The 25,395-nt window shown below is 39.2% G+C and carries 19 protein-coding genes and 1 tRNA gene; 2 read left to right on the top strand and 18 right to left on the bottom strand.

Annotation, left to right across the window (positions count from 1 at the left end; translation table 11 throughout):
* Positions 1 to 95: 95 nt before the first annotated feature.
* From BCL90_RS21385 to BCL90_RS21375, 3 genes are all read right to left on the bottom strand, one after another.
* Positions 96 to 266 carry a spore protein gene (locus tag BCL90_RS21385; RefSeq protein ID WP_121287031.1) on the bottom strand — a complete coding sequence of 57 codons (171 nt, stop codon included), beginning with the start codon at positions 264 to 266 and terminating at the stop codon, positions 96 to 98.
* 34 nt (positions 267 to 300) lie between these two features.
* Positions 301 to 374: transfer RNA gene (locus tag BCL90_RS21380), tRNA-Cys, on the bottom strand.
* A 59-nt stretch (positions 375 to 433) separates the two neighbouring features.
* On the bottom strand, positions 434 to 1,180 hold the full coding sequence (locus BCL90_RS21375) for a TrmH family RNA methyltransferase (RefSeq protein ID WP_121287029.1): 747 nt from the start codon (positions 1,178 to 1,180) through the stop codon (positions 434 to 436).
* Between BCL90_RS21375 and tamL the strand changes: the two genes are divergently transcribed.
* Positions 1,171 to 3,594: a translocation and assembly module lipoprotein TamL gene (tamL, locus tag BCL90_RS21370; RefSeq protein WP_121287027.1), complete on the top strand. Its 2,424-nt coding sequence runs from the start codon at positions 1,171 to 1,173 to the stop codon at positions 3,592 to 3,594. The genes BCL90_RS21375 and tamL overlap by 10 nt on opposite strands.
* Here the strand turns inward: tamL and BCL90_RS21365 are convergent, their stop codons facing one another.
* The 7 genes from BCL90_RS21365 to BCL90_RS21335 form a co-directional block, all read right to left on the bottom strand.
* Positions 3,595 to 4,164, bottom strand: coding sequence for a 2'-5' RNA ligase family protein (locus BCL90_RS21365; RefSeq protein ID WP_121287025.1), 570 nt, complete (start codon positions 4,162 to 4,164; stop codon positions 3,595 to 3,597).
* A 424-nt stretch (positions 4,165 to 4,588) separates the two neighbouring features.
* Complete coding sequence (locus tag BCL90_RS21360) at positions 4,589 to 5,119, bottom strand: hypothetical protein (protein ID WP_121287023.1); 531 nt, start codon at positions 5,117 to 5,119, stop codon at positions 4,589 to 4,591.
* Positions 5,116 to 7,413, bottom strand: a complete 2,298-nt coding sequence (locus tag BCL90_RS21355) for a patatin-like phospholipase family protein (protein WP_244095109.1) — start codon at positions 7,411 to 7,413, stop codon at positions 5,116 to 5,118. Before BCL90_RS21355 ends, BCL90_RS21360 begins: the two co-directional genes overlap by 4 nt.
* Before the next feature lie 49 nt (positions 7,414 to 7,462).
* Positions 7,463 to 7,936 (bottom strand): TspO/MBR family protein, encoded by a 474-nt coding sequence (locus tag BCL90_RS21350; protein WP_121287022.1) that lies wholly within the window; start codon positions 7,934 to 7,936, stop codon positions 7,463 to 7,465.
* A 44-nt stretch (positions 7,937 to 7,980) separates the two neighbouring features.
* A complete protein-coding gene (locus BCL90_RS21345; protein WP_121287020.1) occupies positions 7,981 to 9,330 on the bottom strand; it encodes a M28 family metallopeptidase in 1,350 nt (449 codons plus the stop codon).
* A gap of 149 nt (positions 9,331 to 9,479) precedes the next feature.
* Positions 9,480 to 10,100 (bottom strand): peptidase M16 family protein, encoded by a 621-nt coding sequence (locus BCL90_RS21340; RefSeq protein ID WP_121287018.1) that lies wholly within the window; start codon positions 10,098 to 10,100, stop codon positions 9,480 to 9,482.
* Between the two features lie 829 nt (positions 10,101 to 10,929).
* Positions 10,930 to 11,784: an alpha/beta fold hydrolase gene (locus BCL90_RS21335; protein ID WP_121287016.1), complete on the bottom strand. Its 855-nt coding sequence runs from the start codon at positions 11,782 to 11,784 to the stop codon at positions 10,930 to 10,932.
* A gap of 306 nt (positions 11,785 to 12,090) precedes the next feature.
* Between BCL90_RS21335 and BCL90_RS21330 the strand changes: the two genes are divergently transcribed.
* Positions 12,091 to 14,169 carry a CehA/McbA family metallohydrolase domain-containing protein gene (locus BCL90_RS21330; RefSeq protein ID WP_121287014.1) on the top strand — a complete coding sequence of 693 codons (2,079 nt, stop codon included), beginning with the start codon at positions 12,091 to 12,093 and terminating at the stop codon, positions 14,167 to 14,169.
* Between the two features lie 85 nt (positions 14,170 to 14,254).
* Here the strand turns inward: BCL90_RS21330 and BCL90_RS21325 are convergent, their stop codons facing one another.
* From BCL90_RS21325 to BCL90_RS21290, 8 genes are all read right to left on the bottom strand, one after another.
* Positions 14,255 to 14,824, bottom strand: coding sequence for a hypothetical protein (locus tag BCL90_RS21325; RefSeq protein ID WP_121287012.1), 570 nt, complete (start codon positions 14,822 to 14,824; stop codon positions 14,255 to 14,257).
* Positions 14,817 to 16,085 (bottom strand): condensation domain-containing protein, encoded by a 1,269-nt coding sequence (locus BCL90_RS21320; protein WP_121287010.1) that lies wholly within the window; start codon positions 16,083 to 16,085, stop codon positions 14,817 to 14,819. Before BCL90_RS21320 ends, BCL90_RS21325 begins: the two co-directional genes overlap by 8 nt.
* A 10-nt stretch (positions 16,086 to 16,095) precedes the next feature.
* On the bottom strand, positions 16,096 to 17,370 hold the full coding sequence (locus BCL90_RS21315) for a condensation domain-containing protein (RefSeq protein WP_121287008.1): 1,275 nt from the start codon (positions 17,368 to 17,370) through the stop codon (positions 16,096 to 16,098).
* A gap of 185 nt (positions 17,371 to 17,555) precedes the next feature.
* Positions 17,556 to 18,770 carry a glycosyltransferase gene (locus tag BCL90_RS21310; protein WP_121287006.1) on the bottom strand — a complete coding sequence of 405 codons (1,215 nt, stop codon included), beginning with the start codon at positions 18,768 to 18,770 and terminating at the stop codon, positions 17,556 to 17,558.
* Positions 18,771 to 18,781: 11 nt separating this feature from the next.
* Positions 18,782 to 19,981, bottom strand: coding sequence for a glycosyltransferase (locus BCL90_RS21305; protein ID WP_121287004.1), 1,200 nt, complete (start codon positions 19,979 to 19,981; stop codon positions 18,782 to 18,784).
* Positions 19,982 to 19,993: 12 nt separating this feature from the next.
* On the bottom strand, positions 19,994 to 20,758 hold the full coding sequence (locus BCL90_RS21300) for an alpha/beta fold hydrolase (protein WP_121287002.1): 765 nt from the start codon (positions 20,756 to 20,758) through the stop codon (positions 19,994 to 19,996).
* Positions 20,746 to 20,994: a phosphopantetheine-binding protein gene (locus tag BCL90_RS21295; protein ID WP_223833381.1), complete on the bottom strand. Its 249-nt coding sequence runs from the start codon at positions 20,992 to 20,994 to the stop codon at positions 20,746 to 20,748. The genes BCL90_RS21300 and BCL90_RS21295 overlap by 13 nt, the downstream gene beginning before the upstream one ends.
* A 35-nt stretch (positions 20,995 to 21,029) precedes the next feature.
* On the bottom strand, positions 21,030 to 25,265 hold the full coding sequence (locus BCL90_RS21290) for a type I polyketide synthase (protein ID WP_121286999.1): 4,236 nt from the start codon (positions 25,263 to 25,265) through the stop codon (positions 21,030 to 21,032).
* Positions 25,266 to 25,395 lie beyond the last annotated feature (130 nt).

Below are 25,395 nucleotides of genomic sequence, written 5' to 3'. Positions count from 1 at the left end.
AATTAATATTGTGAGTATCAAAAATACTAACGTATAAAAAAAGCATCCTTTGATCAGAAGGATGCTTTAAATCTTTAAGAAGAAATTTCTAAAAACTATTTTGCCAAAGCAGCTAAAACAGCATTGTTTTTAGCTAATTGATCGCTTTTAGGTTGTGCAGAGCGGCTTCCTAACTCGATGTTAGTTGCTCTCTTTAAAAAAGCCACCTCTTGGTGAGCTGTATTTTTATTTCTTCTGTCTTTTCTTTTTAATCTGGTAACTGCCATGGTAATAACCTTTTAATTATTTTATTTGTACAAATGGAGGTCGAGAGCGGATTCGAACCGCTGTAGAAGGTTTTGCAGACCTCTGCCTAGCCACTCGGCCACTCGACCCTTAAATTCAAGGCTGCAAAAATAGCAATTATTAGTTAGCCTGCAAATAATATCTCAATTTAATTTCGAACTCTCACTAACTCAGCGCAAAAGATTGCGGCACTTACGGCTACATTTAAAGATTCTGCTTCCCCAATTTTTGGAATGGTAACCGGTGTATTTATTTTTTTGATCACTTCTGCTGATATTCCCTTTCCTTCATTACCTAAAATCACCAATCCTTCAGTTCCCCATTGCGTTTTGTAAATCGATTCCCCATCTAACAGTGCTCCAAATACAGGAATGGTATTCTTCTCTAATAATGCTGGCAAATCTGCTTCATAAATATTTACCCGTGCCAAAGAGCCCATGGTGGCCTGTACTGTTTTTGGATTAAATACTTCTACAGAGTCGGCAGAACAGATGATATTTTTAAAACCAAACCAATCTGCCGTACGGATAATGGTGCCCATATTGCCTGGATCCTGAACACCATCCAACACCAAAGTGAACTCATTTTTCAACTCTTTTAGATCTAATTCCTTGTTTTTGGGGATGTGGACCAACGCTAAAAAGCCTTGTGGTGTTTGCAGCGTACTAATCTTGTCTAATTCGACGTTCTTTACTTCAAATAAGTTTATATTTGCGGGTAATTTGGGTAACAAATTGTATTGTTCGCTGTTGTAAAATATAGTGTGGATCTGGTAGCTTGATTGGAAAAATTCTTGTATGGATTTTATACCTTCAACAATAAACAAACCATGTTCTTTACGATATTTTTTTTGATGTAACGATTTTATAAAACTAATCTGTGATTTTGAAAGCATACCAAAACTCAATAAATATTAAACTGAAAAGCACTGCAATATTACTATTTATTATTGTTTTAATTCAGGCCTGCTCATCAACTAAATACATTGCCGACTATCAATCGATAGTGAAAAAGGTAACTATTGATAGTGTTGATGCTAAATTTGAAGAACAGGCTTATAACTATGTTCAGAAAGATATCAGGCCGGCTTCTAAGCTGAGTATTCAGGTGCCGTTATATAACCTGTTTAATACTAAAGATGGCCGGTATAAAACCAGTGACATTAAGCCGTTTGGTACGCCTCCAGCCATTTTAGATAGCACATTGGTCGAAATTTCCAGAACACAGATACAGAAATTTTTAAAAAGTAAGGGCTACCGCCAGGCCGAAGTAACTTCTGCTATAAAGATTGCAGATAAAAAGGCTGAAATTGTATTCAGTGCAAAACCCGGGCCTGCTTATCTTATTGATAAACTTTCCGATTCGATACCAAATACAAATATTAAAAACCTTTACGAATCGAATAAGGCTAAAATAACCCATTTACACAAGGGAATGCAGTACGATGAAGACTCTTTAACGTATGAAAGGGAACAGATTTACCGCATCATGAAAGAAAACGGATATTTTTATTTCTTAAGGCCGTATGTGAATTTCGACGTTTACGGTGCGGAGCCTACTTCTAAAACCAATAAAATTGATCTCAACCTGAATGTAGCCAACCCTAATGATGGCGAACATAAGCAGTTCAATATTGGATATACCCACATGATTATTGCACCTAACCCTGATGGTTTTCCTGATTCGGTGCGTTATAAGCTCAGCAAAGACACGGTTAACGGCATCATATTTACGGATTTTTCCAAACGCTACCGCAGAAACCCGATTGTGAGGTATGATTTTCTGAAGCAGGGCGAACTTTACGATATCCGAAATGAAAACCTCACTTACGATCGATTATATGAACTCAATATTTTTAAAAATGTAAAAATCGATTATTTCAGGAGAGACAGTACCTCAAATAAAGTAAATGCTGTAATCCAGCTTATTCCACAAAAAGTAATGACTAACCGTGTTGAAGGTGAGGTGCCGTTTAATGGAGGTACAGTAGGGTTTACGCTAGGAAATACCTATACCAATAACAATATCTTCAGAGGAGCAGAACGATTTGAACTTCAGGTAAAAGGTGGTTTGCAATCAAGAATTGGCAACGGCGCTAAGCCCTTTAGTGATATTTATCAGCGCGATTTTTCAATCAGTGCCAGTATTACGGTACCCAGATTAATGATTCCTTTTTACAATCCGGTTTTGGGTGGCAATGGAATGCCGCACACTACTTTTTCAAGCAGTTATATTTATGCTTTGCAAAAAGATGTATCAGTAAGAAGAATTTTTATCAATTCGATCACTTACGATTGGTTTGAAACCAAATCTAAGTTACACTCTTTTACCCCATTAAATTTCGAATACCGTTTTGGTAATTTAGATCCTAATGTTGATGCTCAAACCGTATTGAATAACCTGTACTACTCAACATTGTTAGGGCGTAAAGATTTAACCCTGGGAATGAAATATACTTATACCTTAAATGCAAATAAGCTAAATGAATACCGGTCTTTTGTTTATTTAAGGGCAGGGATGGACATTGCGGGAAATATGTTGCAGGGCATATCCAAATTAAGCGGAAATAAAAACGATCCTGCAAACAACGATCCTGCAAAAATATTGGGCTTGCCATTTAACCAGTATATGCGCCCTGAGGTTGACCTGAGGTGGTACAAACACCTGGGCGGGGAGCGGCAGTTTGTTGCCCGTTTAAACGCAGGTGTAGCTTATGCCTATGGAAATTCGGTGTTAACAGGTATTCCGTTCGAAAAGCAGTTTTTTGCTGGTGGATCCAGCGGAATAAGGGCCTGGCAGGCAAGAACCATTGGGCCTGGTAACTACGATAGGGGGCTTTTAAGGAGTGATACACTAAGACGGGCATTTTTTGGCCTTGATCAGCTTGGAACCATGCGGATCGAGACGAATTTTGAATACCGTTTTACCGTGGCCAAGAAATTTTTTGGGGCAACACTAAAAGGCGCAGCTTTTGTTGATATTGGTAACGTATGGAATCTACGTAAAGGCGAATCAATTCTCGTTGCAACTCCAACACTTGATGAACAAACCGTATTTAAATTAAGTAAATTTGCACAACAGCTGGCTGTTGGAACAGGTGTAGGACTGAGATACGATGTGCAATATTTTGTATTTAGGTTTGATGTGGGCTTAAAGCTTAAAGACCCCCAGTTCTCGGGTTCGGATCAATGGGTGATAAGTAAGTTTTTATCCGGAGCGAGAGATTTTAAAGATACTTATAATGCTACACATGGGCCTGATACCTATCGTTTTATACAGTACAATTTTGGTATAGGTATGCCATTTTAATTAACCAAAAAGGCTTAAAGCTTTGGGTTTTGTATCGGCATCTTTAAAAGAAAATTCTTTAAAGGGCTGCCATCTTTTATCCATATGCCTGTAAACAGAAAAGGATGAAACCAGGAATTCCCGTTTAAATTTACGGTCTTTAAATTCAGCAGAAATCTGTTTGAAAACGGGTGGTTTTACATCTCTGAAAGCCAAAGTTAAATGTGGATTGAATTTTTCTTTTTTTTCGATCAATTTTAAAGGTTGTAGTGCTTTGGTTATCTGTTTTTCCAGGAGGATTAATCCTTCATTTTGTTCAACGTCGATATAAAAGGTATGTTCCGGAAATGAATTGAAATTTCGGAGCACTTGTGTAAAGGGTTGATGAAAGGAAGCATCTGTTAAAGCTTTGAAAAAACTTTTTTCTGCATTATATGCTGAAAGTTTTACCGGAGGGTATAAGGTGATGTGAGCCGGGCGTTTTAATGATTCATGCACATTAAATTTATCTGAAATGTAGGTTCTGATCTCGTTGATGTCTTCTGCAATAGAAATTGGAGGGACTATACACACTAAAAATAGATTTTCCATAAATCAAATTTACTAAAAAAATTAGTAAATCGAGACTGATTATTGCTGTCTGCTGAACCCATTTTGTTTGTAAAGCAATTTCAGAAGCTTTTAGCTTACAGCAGTCCCGCTCCCGCTTCTGCCGATGAAAAATCGGCATCCCGCTTCGATCGGGTTTAAGGGCCTTAAAATGTGCTACTATTCGGGGTGAAATAAACCCGACCGACAGCGTTATCCCGATTAAGTGCAATTTAATTTTTCGAAGATTTATCGGGGTTAAGCAAAGGGCGGGACTAGCGGAACCGAAGAACCACAGCAGCAGCTTTTCTAAAAAAAATAGATGTAGCCATTACGAGCTTTCAGCTACTATTTCAATTCCTTGTTTTTTAATGCTTATATTTCTTTTAGTGTCAGATGGAAACATCAGACACCACAGATAAAACCATCAGACGAGGTTCTTCAACCCATCAAAAATACTTTCGAAAAAGGTAGAAAGGTTTAGCCCGTTACTGTGGTTAAAATATACAAATACCAAAAATACAATCACCACAAATATAATCAGTTTGCGGAAGGCGAAGGCAATGATAATGAGTGCTATGGGAATGATAAATAGCCACAAACTATTTATGGCGTAAGGACTTAAATCGGTATCTTTTTTATACACATATACCAATTTGCTGTGTGTACCGGTATCGTTCTGGTGTTTAATGTAAACGAATGTAGATTTATCGATTGGCAGTGGCAGCACGGCAATACCATCGTTAAATTTTAAAATCTGCGTGAAACCGCTTACGCTGAAGGTGTAGGTTCCGTTTATATTTTCGTTTGGGTTATTCAACGAATCGGCTGCAATAATGGCTAGTTTATTGTTTTTAAGCAGGTTTTCTTTTACCAGAAAATTATTGATTGCTGCATTTTGGGCAAAGCCGGAAAAGCCGATTAAACACAGGGATAATAAGACTAAGATTCGTTTCATTCGATAGAACGTTTATTGTAAATTAAATAACCGATATGCAATAATACACCATTTCTTTTAACCGCATCATTATATAAATTATAACTTAAGCTTACGGGGCCAAGTGGAGAATGATAAACTAAACCTGCAGTGGCCGCATAGCGTAATTTTGTAATCGCTTTTGCGTAATCTACATCCTGGAAATTGTTTAGCTCAAACTCTTTATGTGGCAAAAATAAGTATCCTTCCAATCTAAAATCGAGATTTTTTTTAACATTATAAATGTTTTTTATTCCACCGGCGGCATAGGTGCTGGCTCTAAACTTATCCAGGAATAGTGAGCGACTATCTTGCAGCGGGTAAAAGGCCGGAGCGGTTAAAAGTGTTGCGTAATAGTTGCTAAATAAGGGTTGGTTTGAAATAACGCCTTCAACAATATAACCCAAAGTATATTTTTTAAGGTGTAAAAAATAGTTTTCCTGACTAAGCTTAATGCTTCCCCAATGTTGCAGCTGGCTACTCCCGGGAATTTTTACAAAACCCGCGGTATTGCGGAAAATATTACCTGGATTGTAGTTCTCACGGCCCGTGGTATAATTAAAAGTTAATGAGAAACTTTGCCCGTTGGTGGCATATTGTTTCCGGTTAAGGGAGTTCTTTTCTAAATTTAATGAGCCTCTGAAGCCATTAAATATCGTTTGATCTAATAAATCGCCTACTGCAAAAGTATTATTTGGACTATAACGGTCGTTGTTGTTGATAAATGTAGCATGGAGGACGACTTTAGTGTTGTAATTCAGGGGCATTCCCATCATCAGGTCAATCTTTCGGTCTGATTGTTCGATATAAATAGGATGTGGGTTCTCGATAAATATCTGGCTGGTATTATAGAAATTCCAGTGATTGTAGGTTAACTCGCCTGCGAGAAACAACGGAAGTCTGGTTGGATAATCTACCCGGCCATTTACCTGTACCGATTCGTAAAAACGACCGGAGTAAAAGCTGGTTCCGAAAGTGTACGATTTCCGGTTGAGGTAATTGTACTGGGCACCCAAAAAAACATTGCTGATGGGCCTGGTGGATATATTGCCACCTAGTTCGAGTTTAAAGCTCTTCTTAGGTTGTGCAACCACCTCAAAGGTATAACTGTCTGTGGCGGCCTGATAAGAAATTTTAGGGTACACCGTCTCGAAAGTCTGGTCGGCAACCAGTTTGTAATAGCCCCTTCTGATATCCTTTAGATCGAAAGTGGTTTTGTCACTTTTAAAAAGCCTTTCTACATATTTTTTTTGTTGTGCATTAACCCCTGATACGGTAACGTTGCTAAACTTTAATTCAGGTTTTTTTGCATTAAATTTTTCTCTTCTTTTTGCCATTTCTTCATCGCTTACTCTTTTGCTGATTAACGCTTTAATTCTTGGCATATCGGCCATGGTTGCATCATATCCTTTTTTGATCAGCTCTTCTACTGGGGCAAAATTAGTTGTGCTATAAGTAGCTAAATCGGGCTGAATGTATACACCATTTTTACCGATCATGGTAGAGTCTGATTTGGATAGAAACATGTATACCAGAAAACGGTTCATTAAACGATCGTCGATGTTTTTAGGGTACTCGTTATACGTTTTAGAAGAAACATTGGCACCAATTACATAATCGGGTTTGAAATCTCTTTCCATTACATCGGCAGGGAAATTATTATAGAGTCCACCGTCAAAAACATATTTTCCGTCTAATTTAATTGGGCGGTAGATAATGGGTACTGTCATAGTTGCCCTAACTGCTTCAGCTAAACTTCCTTTGCTTACCGTTATGCTTTTTTGCGAAAGCACATCGGCCACCATACAGCGATAGGGAACAAAAAGGTTGTCGAAATTGTCTTTTGATACTGCAGAAGCCTGAGAGAAAAGCTCAAGAAAAGCAAAATTTAATGGAATATCATTAATCAGGTTAGAGCGGAAACTAAAATGAAAACCGGTATCAATAGCCACTTTTGCAGTTAGCATGGAGGCATTGGGCGCATTTTTCTGGAAATAATAGGTATAGTCGCTTGTGTACCGGCCATTTACCCAATTTTGGAAGTCATTGCTCAACGCAATTTTTTCAATCTCTGCAGGACTATAACCTGCAGCATACATAGCACCAACAATGCCACCCATCGATGTGCCGGTGATGTAATCAATGGGGATGTGGTTTTCTTCTAAAGCCTTTAACGTGCCAATGTGCGCCAATCCTTTCGCACCGCCTCCGCTAAATACAAGACCTACCTTTTGCGCCTGCAATTGGCTACAGCACAGAACGAACAGTATCAGCAAATATCTTTTAAAAGTTACCACTCTCTAAAAATAGGGTTTTCTTTTAAAATTAGTTCAATATGAAAATGTTATAAGTTAAAATTGTGGCAAAACTTACCCAAATGAAATATGGAATAAAAATCAGTCCTGCCCATTTGTTTATTTTATAGAACATAACTGCATTGATGATAATGAAAATTAACAGTAAAATAATTTCAGCCAGCGCAAAGCCAACTTCGTGTAGGTAAAAGAAAATGAAAGACCAGCCTAAATTTAAAATTAACTGGATGAGGTAAATGGCAACCGTTCTTGGAAAATGAACAATTTTGTCGCGCTTTATCCAGACCAGATAAGCTGCAATACCAATAAGTACATACAACGTTGTCCAAACAGGGCGAAAAAGCCAATCTGGCGGATTAAAAGAAGGTTTTTTTAATGTTGGATACCAGGTTTTGACAGATTGAAGTGTCGCCCATGCACCTAAAGCACCTATACCCAGCGTGATGGCAATATTGATAACAAAAGCTACCGGTTTAAATTTCATGCTATAAATTTGAGTTTAAACAATGGTAAATCCTAAATGTTTTATTACCGGCCAATGCCTGGGACAACAGGCAAGCTCTCATTGTCATCATTCCCAACGCTTTGTACAGCAAATAAGTAATTGTCTTTACTATAAGGCAATCTCAATTCAGTAGCTGAAGTGAAAAATTTCTTTTCCCAAACGGCACTACTGGTTTCGCGCATTAAAACATAATAACCCTTTACTGTGCCATTAAGTGGTGCTTTCCAGTATAAAAAAGTAGAGTTGCTCAGGTTTTTAACATCAACTTTTACTTCGGTTGGGCTAGATGGCGCTTTGGCCAGATTGGCCAAAACTGCAATATTTACACCTGTATTTTTACGTAAATATTCGAAATCCATAAATTCCTGAAGGTCGCCATACCTAATGCCTTTCTCTGTTCTAAGGTCTTGATGCTGGTGATCGAAATTTTCGTTCATTTCGGTTATGCGTACCGCGGTAAATCCATTTTCTACAAATGGGGTATGGTCTCCACCGCGCAGAAACCTGTCATTTCTGTAAATTAATTTAACTTCCAACTGATCTACATAACGCTCGCCTATTTCTTTAACGTATCGGGCCAGCTGACGGCTTTTACCATCGTTCTCTAACCCAAACTGGCGGATAGATTTTGCATTTTTATCCAGCTCGAAACCTGGTAAACCCTCACTAAATACACGGAGCCTGGTATTGTCTATGATTTGTGTCTCGCTACTGTTGTTGCTGCCAATCATATCATTGTTTAACATGGCATCTACATTCCAGTTTTCTTTTTTTGCTTTTGCAGCCATAAAACCGGAGCCTAATAAAGATTGCTCTTCACCGCTCACGGCTACAAATATGATGGTGGCCGGAAATTTATACTGACTCATAATCCTTGCAGCTTCAATTACACCGGCAACACCACTGCCATCATCATTGGCGCCGGGTGCATCACTGCTTCTGTTCATTACATCGGTAACCCGGCTATCGAGGTGTCCGCTCACTACATAAACGCGCTTGTCGTTTGCATCAGTGCCCTTTAGTATAGCTACAGCATTGCCCAAAAGTGTGGGTTGGTCTATTCTTTTTCCATCAGGTTTAAATGTAATGGTATCCAGGTACGCGGTAAGCCTGCCATCACTGTGCTTTGCAAATTGATTAAACTTATTTACCACCCAATTTCTGGCGGCTCCAATTCCTTTGGTTTTACTTTTAATATCGCTAAGCGTATTTCTGGTTCCAAAAGAAACCATTTTACTGATATATGATTTTAGCGAATCCTGATTTACGTTTTTAACCATCGTATCGATATCCTGATTTCGGTTAACAACAACTTGGGCCTGTAGAGATACACTTATGGTAAAAAAAATTAGGAGTGAGTATGTTTTTTTCATCTGTCGGTTTTCAGAAATGATGCTTTATTTAAAACGAATATATTGAATGATTTCTTGAATACGTGTCGCTTAAATTCAATCTCTTGTAACATTTTGGGCATAAAAATGCCCTTTGAGCAAAATCAAAGGGCCTGAATTTAATTTTAATATTACTTTGCTGCAGTTAATGCAGGTTCTTGTATTCGGTTCCAATTGCCAAAAGCTTTTTTTGCTGAAGCTTTGGCTGTATTTAATTCTACATCACCTGCAATGGTTAAAAACGTTTTTTCCGGAGATATCTGGCTATAAAAACTTTTTACATCCGCTAAAGTTAATGCATTGATCGAATTTTCATTTACCGATTGATCGTAATCATAATCGTTTGTTTGTAAGCTGGTTATCAATTTAGCTTTTGCAATATTGAAAGTTTTTTGATCGATTGTGGCATTCCGGATCAAAGAAGCCATTTCAGTTAAATCTTTTGTAAGATCGGCATTGGCGGTAGCCAGTTTGCCACTGTTATCTTTAAAACTGATGTTCGCATTTTTGCTCACATTTTCATTTAATACGGCATTTAATAACTCAACTACGCCATCTTTTTGATTACTGAATGCTTGAGCATCTAAAGTAAAGCTGGAATAAGCCTTTGGCGACCTGTTGTTTTCAGAGATGATAATGTTCATGCCATTTTTAAGTTTATAGCTTACAGGCTCCTTAAATGTTTGTGCTCCAGCTGTATAAGCCGAGAAGATGGCAAAGGCCAAAATTGCAATTGTTTTAATTCTGTTCATTTTATTTTTTATGGATAATAGGATACATTTTATTGAATAATGTTGAATTAATATAAGTTCTGACTAGTTCCTGGGTATTTATTAAAGTAAATAATGACAAGAAATCAGAGACGAATGGGCTTATATACGTGAAGAAAACTGGGTCGGATTTCAGAAAATATATATTTTATTCATTTTGTTCATTGTATAGTCAGTTAATTATGCGTTATTCTATTTATGACTTATGCCACGAGGGGGAACTTTTTAGCATTACATCTAAAGAAATGATTAATAATTATCTGGCAGTAAGGGGTATATGAAAAACTAAAGGTATTGCCTTTAAATTGTTTTTAACCATTTATGTTAATGGTGGAGGCTAAACTAAATGTACGTTTGCAGGCGATTGAGGACGGTGGGTTAGAGGCTGTATCATAAATTGTAATTCACTTGAATTTGTCACGTTGAGCTCAGCATGGACTGAGCTTGAAGAAGTATCGAAACGCCTTGTTAAGCATTTAAAACAAGCCCTTCGATAAGCTACCATTGACAGACTCCAATAGAGTGGTCTTCATCTCGACCGGAGCAACGCGAAGTGGAGAGATCTATTTAGTTAGATTTCTCGACTGCGTTGCACTCCGCTCGAAATGACGGTAACTAGGGGGTACGCATAGTAATACTGTTATTTATATTGATTTTTATAAAATAAATTAACCCTCAGGATGATAGTTCTATATTTATAAGATAGCCTCATTGGATATAATTAATTGCGATGATTATGCAAAAAGCTTAGAAAAGAAGTGAAGGCATTTTTGGTCCATAACCTATACTTTCTTTGTTACCATGTTTTAAATTAATGATGAGCGAAATTTTCTGGCGTATGCCGATGATCTGATGCTGATTTTGAACTGAGATCTTCTATAAAGTTCTTTATTTCCTTTATTGTTTCTTCTGGTTCGCTAATATGTGGAAAGTGACCAGTGGCTTTCATAACAACCAAAAAATTGTCTGGCGTATTTTTATGAATAAATTCTGCAACCGATAAAGGAGCTATGACATCGTTAGTACCTTGCAAGGTAAGACTTGGTACTTCGAGGTTTTTTAATTTGTCTCTGTAATCTGCTTTAAAGGTGGCCATTGCAAAGGCCAGGGCCACACTTGGGTCTGTAGCTTCAAAACACTCCTCTAAAAAATCAGCTAGTTCGGGCTTAGAAGGGCTGTCTATCATCATTGGCGCAAATTGTTTGCTCCAGGCTACATAATCATGGGCAATATGTTCAAAAATGGTTTCAATATCGTTTGCATTAAATCCGCCGATATAGTTATGATCGTTTAAATATCTTGGCGAAGGACCAATAAAAACAAGTTTTTTAAATGCTTCAGGCATTTGTAATGCGGCAATCATGCCGATCATACTGCTAACTGAGTGTCCAACAAATATAATGTTCTTCAAATTAAGTGCTTCTATGATTTCAATTACATCACAGGCATATCCTTCAAGAGTAGCATATTTCCGTTGCTCATATTGGCTTAGGTCTGAATCACCTGATCCTACATAATCAAATAGGATTACCTTATAGTCTTTCAGAAAAGCATCTGTAATAAATTTCCAGGAACTTTGCGCACAGCCGAAGCCGTGGGCAAATACAATAACCTGGCTACCTTCGCCAAGGATTTTCACATTATTTCTAAGCAGTACAGGATGCACAATGTTTGAGTTTAAAATTTATGATCAAATTAAACAATGTAACGGTTTTTTTATAAAAAAATAAAAAATGAACAAAACGTACTGTTTTAATCTGTGAACAGGCAGTCGACTTCCATTTTAATGTTCTTAATTTCTTAACGGTCAAATGTTTGTTGGTTTTTATTATTACGAAGTTGAGGTGCTTAAGGTTTTAAAAATGAAAAATTAAATGATTATAATAATTAACTCAATATTGGGAAAGTGTATATTTTGCTCATAATCATTATCTTGCATGTGATCTGCTAACCAAAAAAACTAATGTCCTTGATGAAAAAGTTACTTCCATTTTTTATTATTATTTGTGTGTTCTTTCTAAATGCATCTGCTCAGGTTAATTTAAATGGTTTTAAACCTAATGGAGCAATTGTTTCTCTAAGGCAAAAAGGACTGGTGGTAAGCTGGCCGGTTGGCAATAGTGCTATTGGGAAAATGGTTCTTGATCTGGAAAAAGGCAAACCACTGTTCAACAGTTTGCAGATGGGGAAACCAGGCGCTTTAAAAGAAGTAGCTGCTCATCTCGATCCTGCATTTGTGCTGAGAATAGGTAAACGTACCTTAAGCCCAAACAGTGGCGGCTGGGATGTTTTTTTCGATCGTGTTCCAACCAGGCCATACACCACAAATGTTGTAAAGTTTGCTAAGGGAGCTACCAGTGTTTTTACGAAAGGTGCCCAAACTGTAGTGAGAATAAATGGAGTGCAATGTGAAACATTTAGTGGTGCTTTAGAAATAACGTTGTATAATGGAAGCCCATTATTTAATGTAGCAGCTGTAGTATCTACTCCAAAAGATTCAACAGCTATTTTGTACGATGCCGGATTGATAAGTAAAAAAGAGACCTGGTCTAATGTAGCCTGGTCTGATGTAAAGGGAAATCTTCAGCGGGAGAAATCAGCCAAAGCGGATCCAGCTAAAAATTTGGAAGTAAAATACCGTACTGTTATCGGCGAAAATAAAGGTGGAAGTTTGGCTGTTTTTCCTGCCCCACATCAATATTTTTATCCACTGGATGAAGCTTTTAACCTCAAATTTACCTGGAAAGGGAGCAATTACTTAAACCTGATTCCCGATTTTGGTATTGGCATCCGTCAGGATCCTTTAGGAGATAAACGTTATGTACCATGGTTTAATGCACCTCCCAATACCCGGCAACGCCTTAATTTCTTCTGTTTGTTAAGCACAGGGAAAGCAGAAACAGTTTTGACAGCAGTTAAAAAGTTTACAAATCACGATACTTATGTGCCCTTGGCTGGCTTTAAAACAATGGCTAGCCATTTTCACAACGAGTTTATTTCGGATGTAGTGCTAAGCGGAAAAACCATCCCAGAAAAACCGGAATTTGTTGACGTATTAAAAAAAGCAGGTTTAAATATTGTTAAGCTTGCCGAATTTCATGGACCGGGACATCCAAAAGGACCAGATTCGATCCGTTTAAAAGAATTAGATGCCTTGTTTAAACAAACCAAAAGGTTATCTGATGCTAATTTTTTACTGTTACCGGGAGAAGAAGCCAATAATTTTTATGGTGGACATTGGCTGGCATTTTTTCCTAAACCAATTTATTGGATTATGTCGCGAAAAAGCGATCTGCCTTTCGAAACCAATGATCCAAAGTATGGGAAAGTTTACCGAGTTAGCAATAAGGCTGAAATGCTGAAATTACTGGAACAGGAGCAAGGCCTGGCGTGGACAGCCCATGCCCGGACTAAGGCTTCAACCGGTTATCCGGATAAATATAAGGAGGAAGATTTTTTTAAATCGGAAACCTTTATGGGGGCAGCCTGGAAGGCGATTCCGGGAGATCTTTCCTTACCAACCTTAAGTAAAAGAGTATTGAACTTAATGGACGATATGGCGAATTGGGGGCTGAAAAAACATATCATTTCTGAAGCTGACATCTTTACTATTACCGAGCAAAATGAAATGTACGCACACTTAAACGTGAATTATTTACAGATGGATAAGTTGCCAAACTATGCAGAAGGATGGAAGCCTGTTCTGGACGTAATGCGGGAAGGCAAATTTTTTGTTTCTACGGGAGAGGTATTGATTCCAAAGTTTAACATTAATGGAAAAGGAGCAGGAGAAACATTAAAGATTGATCATAGTGGTAAAGCAAAAATAAATATGCAACTCAACTGGACATTCCCCTTAAGTTTTGTTGAAATTGTATCGGGTGACGGGTTAAAGGTCTATCGTAACCGTATTAATTTAAACACTACCCAGGCTTTTGGGACAAAAGATTACAGTTGGGCAATTAATTTAAAAGGCCGTAAGTGGGTAAGGGTAGAGGCCTGGGACGTTGCTACCAATGGTGCTTTTACGCAAATGGTTTGGTTGGAATAGTTTTACAGTCATTGCTTTTGGAGCGTAATGCTGGTGTTAAAACTTTTAATCTTCGTCGCTTGCAGCAAGGATGTATGAGAAAGGCCTATGATTGAGTGGAGCCTTCACTGCGTTCAGAATGACAAGTGCTTTCAAAAGGAAAATATGTTACCGCATCATTTTTAAACCGCCTAATTGCGAGATAAAAAAAGGTAATGGAATATAATCCCGCCAATAATCCCGCACATACTGCAGATGTGGTGATTCCGAAATCGTGATTTTTAGGGAAAGAGAAGTGCAGTATAAGCATTATGGAAAATACAATGGCGATGCTATACAAACCATTAAGGCCTGCTTTTTTCAAGATAAAAGGATAACCCGAAATTTTCTCGTCTACCTTGTAATTAATTGCACCTGAGTTTTGAAGCAGTTTTATTTTCTTTAAAATGTCGAGCGTAATCATAAATGGGAGTAGTAGAGACATGGGCAATAAAAACCTGGCTAGATTTTGCTCACCACTAAATAAATGAACCGAATTTTGTGCTTTAAAAGCAAAGTAAGGCACAATAGTATTTAATATGGTGTTAGGGATAAGGTGTAACAGCAGGTTTTTTCGTACAAACTTCTTCCAATTCGATACTTTTGTCTGCTTATTATGCTCCAGGTAATCAGACATTGACCAGCTCCTTTAAATTTTCTTTAATAAATTCCATTGCCCTGTCTTTGATCTGCCAGGCTTCAAATTCGCGAAGGAACGATTCGTTCGACATAAATGAGAAATCCAATTGCCCATTAAAAGTGCTACAAACTAATGTATTTGCATTTTTCCATGGGAAAGCAACCGTAGGACTGTAAATGGTTTTTAATACAAAACTTTTATAATCTTTAGGGATGTTTAAAACTCCCATATTACTCAGTGTAACATCGTGTGTACCCTTGGTTGTTTTTAAAAATCCGATCATTTTATTTACGGATGAATGGAAATATTCACTCATGTTTAACAGATCGTAAACTTTCATTTCAGCTACCTTTGTTTCCAGATCGCTTTTTAATTTTCGGGTTTTTGTCCAGAAATCATTTTCACTTTTTTCTAGCTTTAACTCTGCAATGGGTGCAAAAGCAAACATGGTATCTTGTTTAATAGCCTCTACAAAGCGCCTGATATCAACAGGGCAAATGACCTTGCCGTGTGCTTTGGTACCCCGTACACTTTTAAAGGCCTCCATAAAGGCTACACAGATGGCGGCATGAACAGTAGTATTTTCTTCTTTACACTTAACCAATAGTTGTTTGGTATCGTCGGTGCTAATTTTCCAGTGAACAACGTAATTGCTCTGGTCTACATTATTATTGGAAGTAGCTTTAAAAAAGAAGAATAAACGACCAAGCGCTGCGAAGACTTTTCCTTTAAAATGGGCTGCTTTAGTGATCTTAAAATCTTCTGGCAGGAGGTCATAAACGGAACGAAATGAAGGATATGGAGCCAGATCTTGTTCAGGATTATCTATTAAAGTCATGAGCTCCCGCATTAAATTTAAAATAGTAGTTCCGTCACAAATGCAATGTGGAAGAACAAGTAAAATCTCAGATTCTGTTTCGCCTTTTAGCCACACTACTCTTGCCAATGGTTCGTTATGGGCATCAAAAAGTTTGTACCACTCTGTTTTCGATTGAGTTAGCCAGCTCTGATCTGTTGGACGACTGGTAATCCTAACTGGTATTTTGCTGATATTTTCGTTTAATACAAAGTAAGGTTCTTTGCCTGTGGCGTCAATATTCATCTGCAATAAGGGATGTTTTAGCTGAATTTTGTGCAATGCCTTATGTAGGTTTTCTTCATTGATTTTACCTGATATTTTAGCGCCAAAAACACAATTTAGCGGTGTTTTGGTATCTACATGCATTATTCTTTCTCCTAAAATTAATCTTCTTTTCATGCGGTAGCAGTTAAATCTCAATTTGTTTTGCAACTTGTTCTTTAAGGATAGTGATTACTTTTTCTTTGATGGCCTCTGCTTCTACAAATGGAATATAACCTTCACTGGCCACAAAGGTAAAGTCCATTTGGTTGCGGTAAGTGGAGGTGAGCATGGTGGTGGTATTGCCCAATGGGCCCATTACCGAGGGACTGAAAATGGTTTCTACTTCAAAGTTTTGATATTGGTACGGGATGTCGATTTTACCAAGGTTAGAAAACATGCAATCGTTGCTCGATTTGCCATATTTTAAGAAATTAGTGAAATTCTTAAGCGCTGGATGGCACGCTTCCATCATCATCATCAAACTGTAAGGATTAAGTTTAGCCGATTTCTCATTTACGTCCTTTTGTAATACTTTAACGTTGTCTAAAAAGTCTTTTTCAGGCAATAGTGAAAGTACAATCATTAATCCAAAGGCAAAAATGTGGTCTTTTTTAATAATCGGGTTAAAGTTCCTGATGTCTACCGGTAATGATATTTTGTTAAATGCTTTTTCTTTTCTCACCGCTCTAAATGCGGTTAAAACCGCGGCACTTAAGAGTGTATTTACCGTAAACTGATTGGCTTTGCAAAACCGGATAATCTGTTTGGTGAATTCCTGATCGAACTTCCAGTGGAGCATAAAATCCTTTTTACGTTCTACAGCTACCTTTTTGATCGGAATCACCCAAAGTGCAAGCGTAGCAATTTTACCAATCAATCCGTTTTTAGTTCTATTCCGGTAACTTTTTAATATCTTTTTAGGGATTACATCCTCCATTCCCATAATCGGAATCTCTTTCCCAATGTTGGCATCCGGATCATCCAAAAGCTGAAGCAATTCTGTTAAAATAGAAAGTACAGAAGTACCATCACAAAGGCAATGGTGATATACCATCAAAAATTCAGAAACGGATTTGCCTTTAACCCATGTGATGCGGCAAAGTGGTGCAATGGAAGCGTCAAAAACGGTTTCCCACTCGTATGTAGATTCTTCTTCCCAATGCTCATCATTTAACCTGTTTACAATGCGGACGGGGATTCTAAAAGTTTCAGTAAGATTGGTTACGAACCAAGGCCTTTTATCTTCATCGAAATGTATTGAGGCAGTTAACCAAGGGTGTTTTTTTTGAATTTTAAATAAGGCAAACCTTAGGTCATCTTCCTGTATTTCGCCCTTGATTTTAAAAGGTAGCACAAGATTAAACGGACTTTTCCCATCTCCGTATAACATCCTTTCGCCGAATAGCAGTTTTCTTTTCATTTTTTGGTATTATAAAGGTTTCGTCATGCTGAACTCGTTTCAGCATCTTTCCTGTTATTAAGCCCCTGAAATAAATTCAGGGTGACGACCGAGCAAGGGATCGAAATGACGGACACTTTGCGATTTACTCCCAAAGTTGTCAACTTTCGGGCGATCGTATTATGAAAGTTGACCACTCATAACTTCTAGGCGAGGGGGCTATCAAAGTCGACAACTCTATGAACTTCAGCAAAATCTTCCAACAATTGCACCGCTTTATCGTTACCACCGGCTTCGATAAATGTTTCTTTTATTTTTTGTGCGGCCTGACGGTATTTAGGGTTTTCTAAAAGTTCGAAAACGGTATTTCTTAAATCGCTGATGCGTAGTCGCTTGTAACGGATGCTAACCCCACAACCTGCCTGTTCAATTAGTTTGGCCGTATGAAAATGATCATAGGCAATTGGTGTGATTAACATCGGTAAACCGTTGGTGAAAGTATCATTTACAGTATTGAAACCACCGTGACAAATTACCGCATCCATCTGTGGCATTAGTTCTGATTGCGGCACAAAACCGTTTACGATAAAGTTATCAGGCCATTTTTCGAAGATGTCAGGGTTGGTTGCCGCTACAATAGTTACGGGTTGATTTTCGAAGGCATTAATCAGTTTTTGGAAAAATTCCTTACGGATATCAACCAATAAGGTGCCCAGGGAAACAAAAACCTTAGGCGTGGTTGCCTTACTCAGACGTTCCCAATCAAAAGGGGCCAGATTTGGCCGGCCTTTTACCGGACCAACAAAATGCATGTGTGGTGGTTTCTCTTCGAAACCTGCAAAAGCCTGTGAAGTGAAAACCATATTCAATTTATGCGAATGGATATGGATATCGTCGCTGTAAATACCTACTTCCCTTTGTAAACCTTTAATCAGATTCTGTTGCCATTCAAATATTTTAGGAGCACTGTTAGCCGTATCGCCCATTACATCTGGTGGAACCGGTGTAGTGGTAACCGATGGGATGCCTTTTAAGTGTGCGCTTAGTGCACCAGCGAAAGTAATGCAGTCATTAATCATTACATCGGGTTTCCAGGCATCAACAAGGTTGTTCAGCCCTTTCATCATCATTTTAGCAAAAGGAACATAAGTTTCTTCGAGCGCAAGTTTCATCACTTCCGGACCAGAACAGGTCGGGCCATCATCCTGACGTTTTAGAATGCGTTGTATCTCATCAGCATATTCGGCTAAATCTTCTTCCGGGTAAATAAACTCACCACCTTCTGGTAAATGCACCTTTGCAAGCGGGGTAATACCCAGCCATTTTACCTCATGGCCTCTGGCCAATAAACTTGCACCAATGCTTAATGTTGGGCTAATATGGCCGAAAAAGGGCGGGACAACGAAAAGGAATTTTGACATAAGATTATAATTTAACTGATGAATACGTTTGAGGTTTTGTTGCTTAATGCCTCCAGTAAATCGGCGGCGCTTTCTGTTCCGCCAGCTTGAATAAAGGACCGTTTAATTTGTTCTGCAGCTATTTTGTAACTGTCGTTCTGCAGCACTTTGTTTACAGCTTCTTTAAGGTGACTGGCTTTAAAGCGGTTAAAATTTAAACGTTCTCCTGCACCAACTCTAAAAACACGCCCGGCTACATGGCTCTGATCGTAGGCTATAGGAATAACTACCATAGGGAGGCCATTCATCAAGGTTTCACAAACAGTATTGTGCCCTCCATGGCAAACCACGGCATCGAGGTGTGGCAAAAGTTCCAATTGTGGCACCTGGCGCTGTACCGTAAAATTAGCCGGCCATTCCTCAAATAGAGCAGGGTCTGAAACCACAACCACCTGCAGGTCTTCATCAGCAAAAGCATCGATTACTTTGGCGAAGAAGTTTTTCTTATGCTCATGATCGAAGGTGGTGCCAATACTGACCAGTATTTTTGGTTTGCTGGTATGAAATGCTTCCCATGTAAAAGGGATTTTATTTTTACGACGGTTAAAAACGGGGCCTACAAACTTAAAATGTTCTGGTAAATCCATCTCCCCGAAAAAATCCCGCGAAGTAAATACCAAGGTGGCAAGATCAGAACAGGCAATAGAGCCGGTTGTACTAATGCCGAATTCTTTTTGCAGTTCCACAATCTGGTTCACTTCCCATTCGTGTACTTTTGGCAATTCATCCATTACTTTTATCGCCGCAGGTGCAGTAACTGAGGTTACATAGGGATAGTTTTTATTCGTTGCTGCAATGGCTCCTGCAAACATCTGATGATCAGTAATCACCAGATCTGGCTTAAACTGATCAAGTAAACCGGCAATACCTTCGTAACTATGCCTGTTGAGCGGAATCAATACTTCTTCGTACAAAAATTTGATGCTATCAATGCCGTAAACAATTTTTTTGGTAATGATATCAAGGTATTTTTCTGAATCTTTTTTCTGTTGGTCGTTCTGATTGTATCTGATCACAAGGAGTTCGCCACCTCCAGGAAGTTTATCGCCTAATGATTCATCTAAAGTAATCCATCCTACACGGTGACCTCTTTCGATTAAGGTAGTACCCATACTTAGTGTAGGGTTAATATGGCCGGTTAGGGGCGGAACAACGAATACGAATTTTGCCATACGTGTTTAATTTTATGTTTCCTGAAAAAAGTTTAACAATGCTTCGGCGATTACCAATGGTTGCTGGATCGGAATATTATGGTCACCTGGGACGGCAATTAAAGATGCGTTTTCAATCGCCCCATCTAACTGTTTGCCTGCATGGAGACAATTAGAATCGGTACCATAAAGCAACAGGGTGGCCTTTTTTATAGTTTCGATCTCCGGGCTGTCAAAAAAATCTTTTTCCAGCTCCATGTCGGTTTTAATCGAAGTTTGATAAAAGAGGTACTCGTACATGCGGTGGTTACGCTCCATTTGCCTTTTACCCATTTTTACTTTAGTGGTATCGGTAAAGTTTTCGACGTAATGTTCTAAAAACTCACGACTATACTCATCAATTATTCCCCTTGTTTTATCGTCATTAGGATCTGGTGCTTCAATCACGGCCAGTTTGTTAATTCGTTCGGGGAAGCGGATAGCCATTTTTAAAGCAATCAATCCACCGAAACTATAACCACCCAAATGCACTTTTTGCAGCTTTAATTCTTCCATCAATGCAAGTAGGTCGTTGGTCATGCTCTCCAGATCGTAGCCTGTTAAAGCCTTTTCGCTCATGCCATGGCTTTTCAGATCATAAAGTACCACGTGATATTTTGTGGCGAGTAGGGGTGCAATACTAAAATAATAGACAGACAGGTTACTAAACATCCCGTGAATCAGGACGATGCTTTCAGTAGCTTCTTTATTGAGCTCCTGAACGTGAACCGATTTGCCGTTTACCGTTACGATTGGCATTCTTCGATGTAAGAGATGATCATGCCTAAGTTTAAGTTGATCAACTGATCCAGATCCATTGATGATAACCAGCCTGTAAAATCGATCTGATCGCCAAAATGCGCTTTGATTTTTTCGGAAAAAGATACAATTTCGATGCTATCCATTTCCAGATCCTTGGTGAAAGAACTTTCAGGGGTAATATCCATTTCTTCAACAAATTCCTCGCCGATTACTTCTGTTATGAATTGTTTCATGAGGCTGAAGATTTCTTCGCTGCTTAATTTTGTCGTTATAGTGTCCATCCGATGATATAGTTTTTATGTTTGATTGTTTTGATTTTGATGTTATTGATGCATAATTCTTCGCCGTTAATTTCTTCAACGGTGTAGGCTTTTGGATTGCCCTGTAAACCTTTTCCCAGGTATTTTCCATAGGCTTCTTTAGCCACCCAAAAGCGGGTTGCCCATTCAATTTTGTCGCGGCTTTCAAGCAAGGCCATTTCATGATCATTAAACACAAGGTCGAAGAAGCCAGCGCTGCGTTCTTCAATATGTTCGATATCAATACCAACGGCTTCGTTAAAACGGGCTATGCCAACAGCATCAGTTCCTTTGTGGGCAATGGAAATATTGATGTTTTCTGTTAACCCACCTTTAACATAAGGTTTGCGGTGCTCATCAGAATAAATTTCGAAAGTGATGGGGTAGCAAGCCTGATTTTTTTGTGTATTTAATAAATTCCGAACGGCATCTTTTGCCGCTACGCGACTGATCATCCAGGTTCTTCTTTTATTGGGTAAAAGGTTTTGATGATGCTTCTTCTCTGTCTGATTGAAATATCTTTTAAGGATAAAATCCCACGATACCACACGCGAGTAAGCGTTGCCAAAAAGAAAAACGCCAGGTGCCACTTCTTCTGATAAACGGTTGTGGAGCGGCGACATCGAAACGTTCCAAAGTGGTTCGTCTATTTCGAGCCTGCGGTTTTGCCAGCCTGTAATGATGAGCCAGGTAATGCCATCTCGTTTCATTACGAGATCGGCAGTGGCAAATTCATCGTTAATTTCAGTGAGTACGCAGGTACATTCGAATTGCCCTTTCTGGTCGGCCATATCGCCGAAAAATTCTATCTCCTGGATTTTAACCGGGAAAGCAATCCTGTCTTTTTCTAAAGTGAGCTGAAGCCATAAACCAAATAGCTGACCAGCATTATCAAGCAAGGAACCTTTGCCGCCTGATGCCTCAATAACACCCGTAATTCCTTTTTTTCCAACGGCGATCAGTTTTTTAATGCCCTGGTAGTCCGGTCCGTGGAACATGTGGGCATCGTAAATCTGTTCGGAAGTACGATCGATTTCCAATAATTTTCCAATATCGAAAGTTCTATCCGGAGCAGGATTTAATTGTGAAGCCAGCTGCACTTCTGCATTGGCAAAACGCTCCAGATTAAGGTAAACCCTTTGCTCGTCTTTCCATTCGCCAGTTACGGTTTCCTGAAAAGGTTTAACCACATTCATCCATTGGAAAACCCGCATATTCATGATTTTCTGTACCTTTTCTCCGGGCGATTGCGCATTGGCAATCTCAGCAAATACTTCGAAAATCATGGTCATTGGGATTACCGGATCCATATCTTCAACCGTTGGCCATCCTTTTGGTTGCCTCAGGAGTGAATGGTCGATGAGGTAAGGACAATTGTCCAGGCTCACATCAAGCTTTTGGCTAAAGGGCTGCCTTACAGGCTTTATTGGTTTGGCTGGTGCCCAGTTACTCGGTTGATCGACTTGTAACGCTGCATTTTCGAAAAGATCAATCATTTCACTTTGCATATTGATCATTTCCAATACATTCTCATTAAAAGCCTGTAAAACCGGATGTTTGGCTTCGACAAAAGTTTTGGGTTGTACAGGTTGAGTTTGTTTAATGGTTAGACCCTTAAGTGTTTGCAGGTTATGGATAATCGGCGAACCCAAATCAAGTTTAATACCTTTGTTTTTTTGTGGAGGAGTAGATTTGATGTTGCCCAAATAACTCAGGCCGATTTCTTTTCCTTCAATAAAAAGTGCAGCCAAAACTCTTTGCAGCTGGGTAATGCCCGAACGGATCGGCACATTGGCACTGATGGTGCTGATTTCTTTTCCCTTTAAAGTATCGTCGATAAAACCGACTAAACCACCTGAACCCACCTGGATAAAAACACGTGCACCTTCGTCATATAACTTTTCGGTAAGTTCACGAAAACGTACCGGTTTAATTAAATGTTCAGCGCTTAACTGGCGGATGGCTTCAAAACCTTCGGGGTAAGTTTCTAAAGTAGTAGCCGACCAAAGCGGCGTAGTGGTTTTTCGGAACTGCATATCCTGCATACCCTCGAGGATCAATCCCAATTTATCAGCTACAAATGGCGAGTGGAAACCTGATTGGAATGGCAAAATCTGATGGAAAATCTGTTTCGTTTTTAAGATCGGTACCAGTTCATCCAGCGCCATTTTACTGCCACAGAGGATGACCTGTTGCGGGCAGTTATCGTTAGAAAGGTATAAGTCAGGAATGCTTTCGATAATGGGTTGAAGGGTATCTAAACCACAGCCCACAGCAATAAAACGCGAATCTTTCAGTTCAAAGGTTTCTGGATTGAGCACATTCAGCAAATTCATTACCGAACTTTCTTCTGCCAATTCTGAAGATCTTGCCGCAAGCCATTCACCAAGGCTGTGGCCTGCATTCATATCAGATTTAATACCCAATTGCTTTAAAGCCTGATCTAAAACGCTGCTTTTATTGAGTATGTTGAGTGCCTCGCTTAAAAGACCTTCCTGTTTTTCGTTTTCGTCGATATTAATTTTGAAATAATCCGCTACCGATTTAATTTCTCCGCCAGCAAGTCCATCTAAACCCGGGAAAACAAAAGCTATTTTTCCATCATTCGCCAATAGCGGTGAATTGGTATACCAGATATCCTGTTTATTTCTCCAGGGAGAATTTTTAGTTACAATTTTTAAGGCTTTTTTGATTCTTTCAGGGCTAGGGTTAAATAATACCAGGCGGAAATTTCCATCCCCATTGCTGTAATTTCCATCTTCTAATGACTCGATCAAAGCCTCATGACTAGGCCTTGCCATAACCAAAACCTCATCTTTTTTAGGGGTTTCGTAAGCACTTAAAACCACATGTGCATTGATTCCGCCAAAACCGAATGCATTTACGGCTGCCAGTTTTGGTAAGCCTGATTGATTCCAGTCTGCAGCGTTTTGCACAGCAGAAAAACGGGTTTCGGCCAGCTTTGCTACAGGCTCATCGCAATGTAAAGTAGGCGGGATAATGCCATGGTAGAGTGCTAAACTCGATTTAATCAAGCCTGCAATACCTGCTGCGGGCATGGCGTGGCCGATATTTGATTTTACAGAACCGATACCGGCCTTTGGCAGATCGGCATCCTGACCGAAAAACTGTTTTAAGCTTTCTATCTCGGTTTTATCGCCGAGTGGTGTACCTGTACCGTGAGCTTCTAAATAGCCAATATTTTTACTTTCCAGTTCTGCGTTTTTCCACGCTTCTGTGATGGCTTTCAACTGGCCTTTAACCGATGGACTCATTACACTGGTTCCGCTGCCATCGCTGCTGATGCCAACGCCTTTAATTACCGAATAGATTTTGTCCTGATCCCTGATGGCATCTTCTAATCGTTTAAGCACGACAAAACCACAACCTTCGCCAATAATCAATCCATCGGCGCTTTGGTCAAATGGTTTAATTTTTTCTTGTTTTGATAAAGCACCCAGTTGAGAAAATATGCTCCAAAAGGCTGCATTCTGACCTAGGTGCACACCTCCTGCAACAATCATGTCGCAACGGCCACTATTTAGCTCCTGTACGCCATGGTCAACTGCAATAAGTGAACTGGCACAGGCAGCATCTAAAGTAAAGGCCAGTCCCCCTAAATTGAGGCGGTTGGCTACCAGTGAGGCCACTAAATTAGGAATCAGGCCCATTGCGGTATCGGCACTGAAGCGACCTTTACGCAATTGGAATTCGTGTTTCACCTTTTCGATTTCGGCTTCCGTAAGTTGTGGCATCAAATCTTTCAAAACGCTCGAAATCTGTTCGCCAGTTCTTACAATTTCGATGGCTCTGGTTGCCCCGGGCCCTACATAATTGCCTTTGCCAATAATGATCCCTGTTTTATCAAGGGAATATTTTTTTTCAAATACGGCTGCATCTTCCAATGCCTGATGAACAAGATCTAAGGTTATCAGATGATCAGGTTCGGTACCTTCAACAGCCAGCGGTAAAATGCCGAAACGTTGCGGATCAAACTGATGATCGGGTATAAAACCACCCCGATTGCAATAAAAACGATCTACCCCGCTTACCGTTTTATCAAAATGTACAGGATCAATCCGGTCGGACGGAACTGCTTGTGTAGAATCTACCCGGTTGATAATGTTCTCCCAAAAGGTCTGCATATCTTTCGCACCCGGAAAAATGCATGACATTCCAATAATTGCTACGTCGCTTTTCTTCATCTTGTTTGCTTAAGGGAATCTTCTAATCTTAGTTCTGTTAATTTATTTGTACTGACTATTTTTAGCCTGTTTAACTCACGCGATCGTCATGCGGCTCTATAGCTATCGGATCAGTATGACTGACGGCTAT

The sequence above is a fragment of the Pedobacter alluvionis genome, assembly GCF_003664035.1.
In the GTDB taxonomy this organism is placed as follows: domain Bacteria; phylum Bacteroidota; class Bacteroidia; order Sphingobacteriales; family Sphingobacteriaceae; genus Pedobacter; species Pedobacter alluvionis.
Note: the sequence above shows the minus strand (reverse complement) of the source record. Positions and strands in the feature narration are given on the sequence as shown.

What these genes read in the sequence shown, in the direction of transcription:
- BCL90_RS21385 (WP_121287031.1), bottom strand. Translation starts at nt 266, where the DNA reads ATGGCAGTTACCAGATTAAAAAGAAAAGACAGAAGAAATAAAAATACA.
- BCL90_RS21375 (WP_121287029.1), bottom strand. Translation starts at nt 1,180, where the DNA reads ATGCTTTCAAAATCACAGATTAGTTTTATAAAATCGTTACATCAAAAA.
- BCL90_RS21365 (WP_121287025.1), bottom strand. Translation starts at nt 4,164, where the DNA reads ATGGAAAATCTATTTTTAGTGTGTATAGTCCCTCCAATTTCTATTGCA.
- BCL90_RS21360 (WP_121287023.1), bottom strand. Translation starts at nt 5,119, where the DNA reads ATGAAACGAATCTTAGTCTTATTATCCCTGTGTTTAATCGGCTTTTCC.
- BCL90_RS21350 (WP_121287022.1), bottom strand. Translation starts at nt 7,936, where the DNA reads ATGAAATTTAAACCGGTAGCTTTTGTTATCAATATTGCCATCACGCTG.
- BCL90_RS21345 (WP_121287020.1), bottom strand. Translation starts at nt 9,330, where the DNA reads ATGAAAAAAACATACTCACTCCTAATTTTTTTTACCATAAGTGTATCT.
- BCL90_RS21340 (WP_121287018.1), bottom strand. Translation starts at nt 10,100, where the DNA reads ATGAACAGAATTAAAACAATTGCAATTTTGGCCTTTGCCATCTTCTCG.
- BCL90_RS21330 (WP_121287014.1), top strand. Translation starts at nt 12,091, where the DNA reads ATGAAAAAGTTACTTCCATTTTTTATTATTATTTGTGTGTTCTTTCTA.
- BCL90_RS21325 (WP_121287012.1), bottom strand. Translation starts at nt 14,824, where the DNA reads ATGTCTGATTACCTGGAGCATAATAAGCAGACAAAAGTATCGAATTGG.
- BCL90_RS21320 (WP_121287010.1), bottom strand. Translation starts at nt 16,085, where the DNA reads ATGAAAAGAAGATTAATTTTAGGAGAAAGAATAATGCATGTAGATACC.
- BCL90_RS21315 (WP_121287008.1), bottom strand. Translation starts at nt 17,370, where the DNA reads ATGAAAAGAAAACTGCTATTCGGCGAAAGGATGTTATACGGAGATGGG.
- BCL90_RS21310 (WP_121287006.1), bottom strand. Translation starts at nt 18,770, where the DNA reads ATGTCAAAATTCCTTTTCGTTGTCCCGCCCTTTTTCGGCCATATTAGC.
- BCL90_RS21305 (WP_121287004.1), bottom strand. Translation starts at nt 19,981, where the DNA reads ATGGCAAAATTCGTATTCGTTGTTCCGCCCCTAACCGGCCATATTAAC.
- BCL90_RS21300 (WP_121287002.1), bottom strand. Translation starts at nt 20,758, where the DNA reads ATGCCAATCGTAACGGTAAACGGCAAATCGGTTCACGTTCAGGAGCTC.
- BCL90_RS21295 (WP_223833381.1), bottom strand. Translation starts at nt 20,994, where the DNA reads ATGAAACAATTCATAACAGAAGTAATCGGCGAGGAATTTGTTGAAGAA.
- BCL90_RS21290 (WP_121286999.1), bottom strand. Translation starts at nt 25,265, where the DNA reads ATGAAGAAAAGCGACGTAGCAATTATTGGAATGTCATGCATTTTTCCG.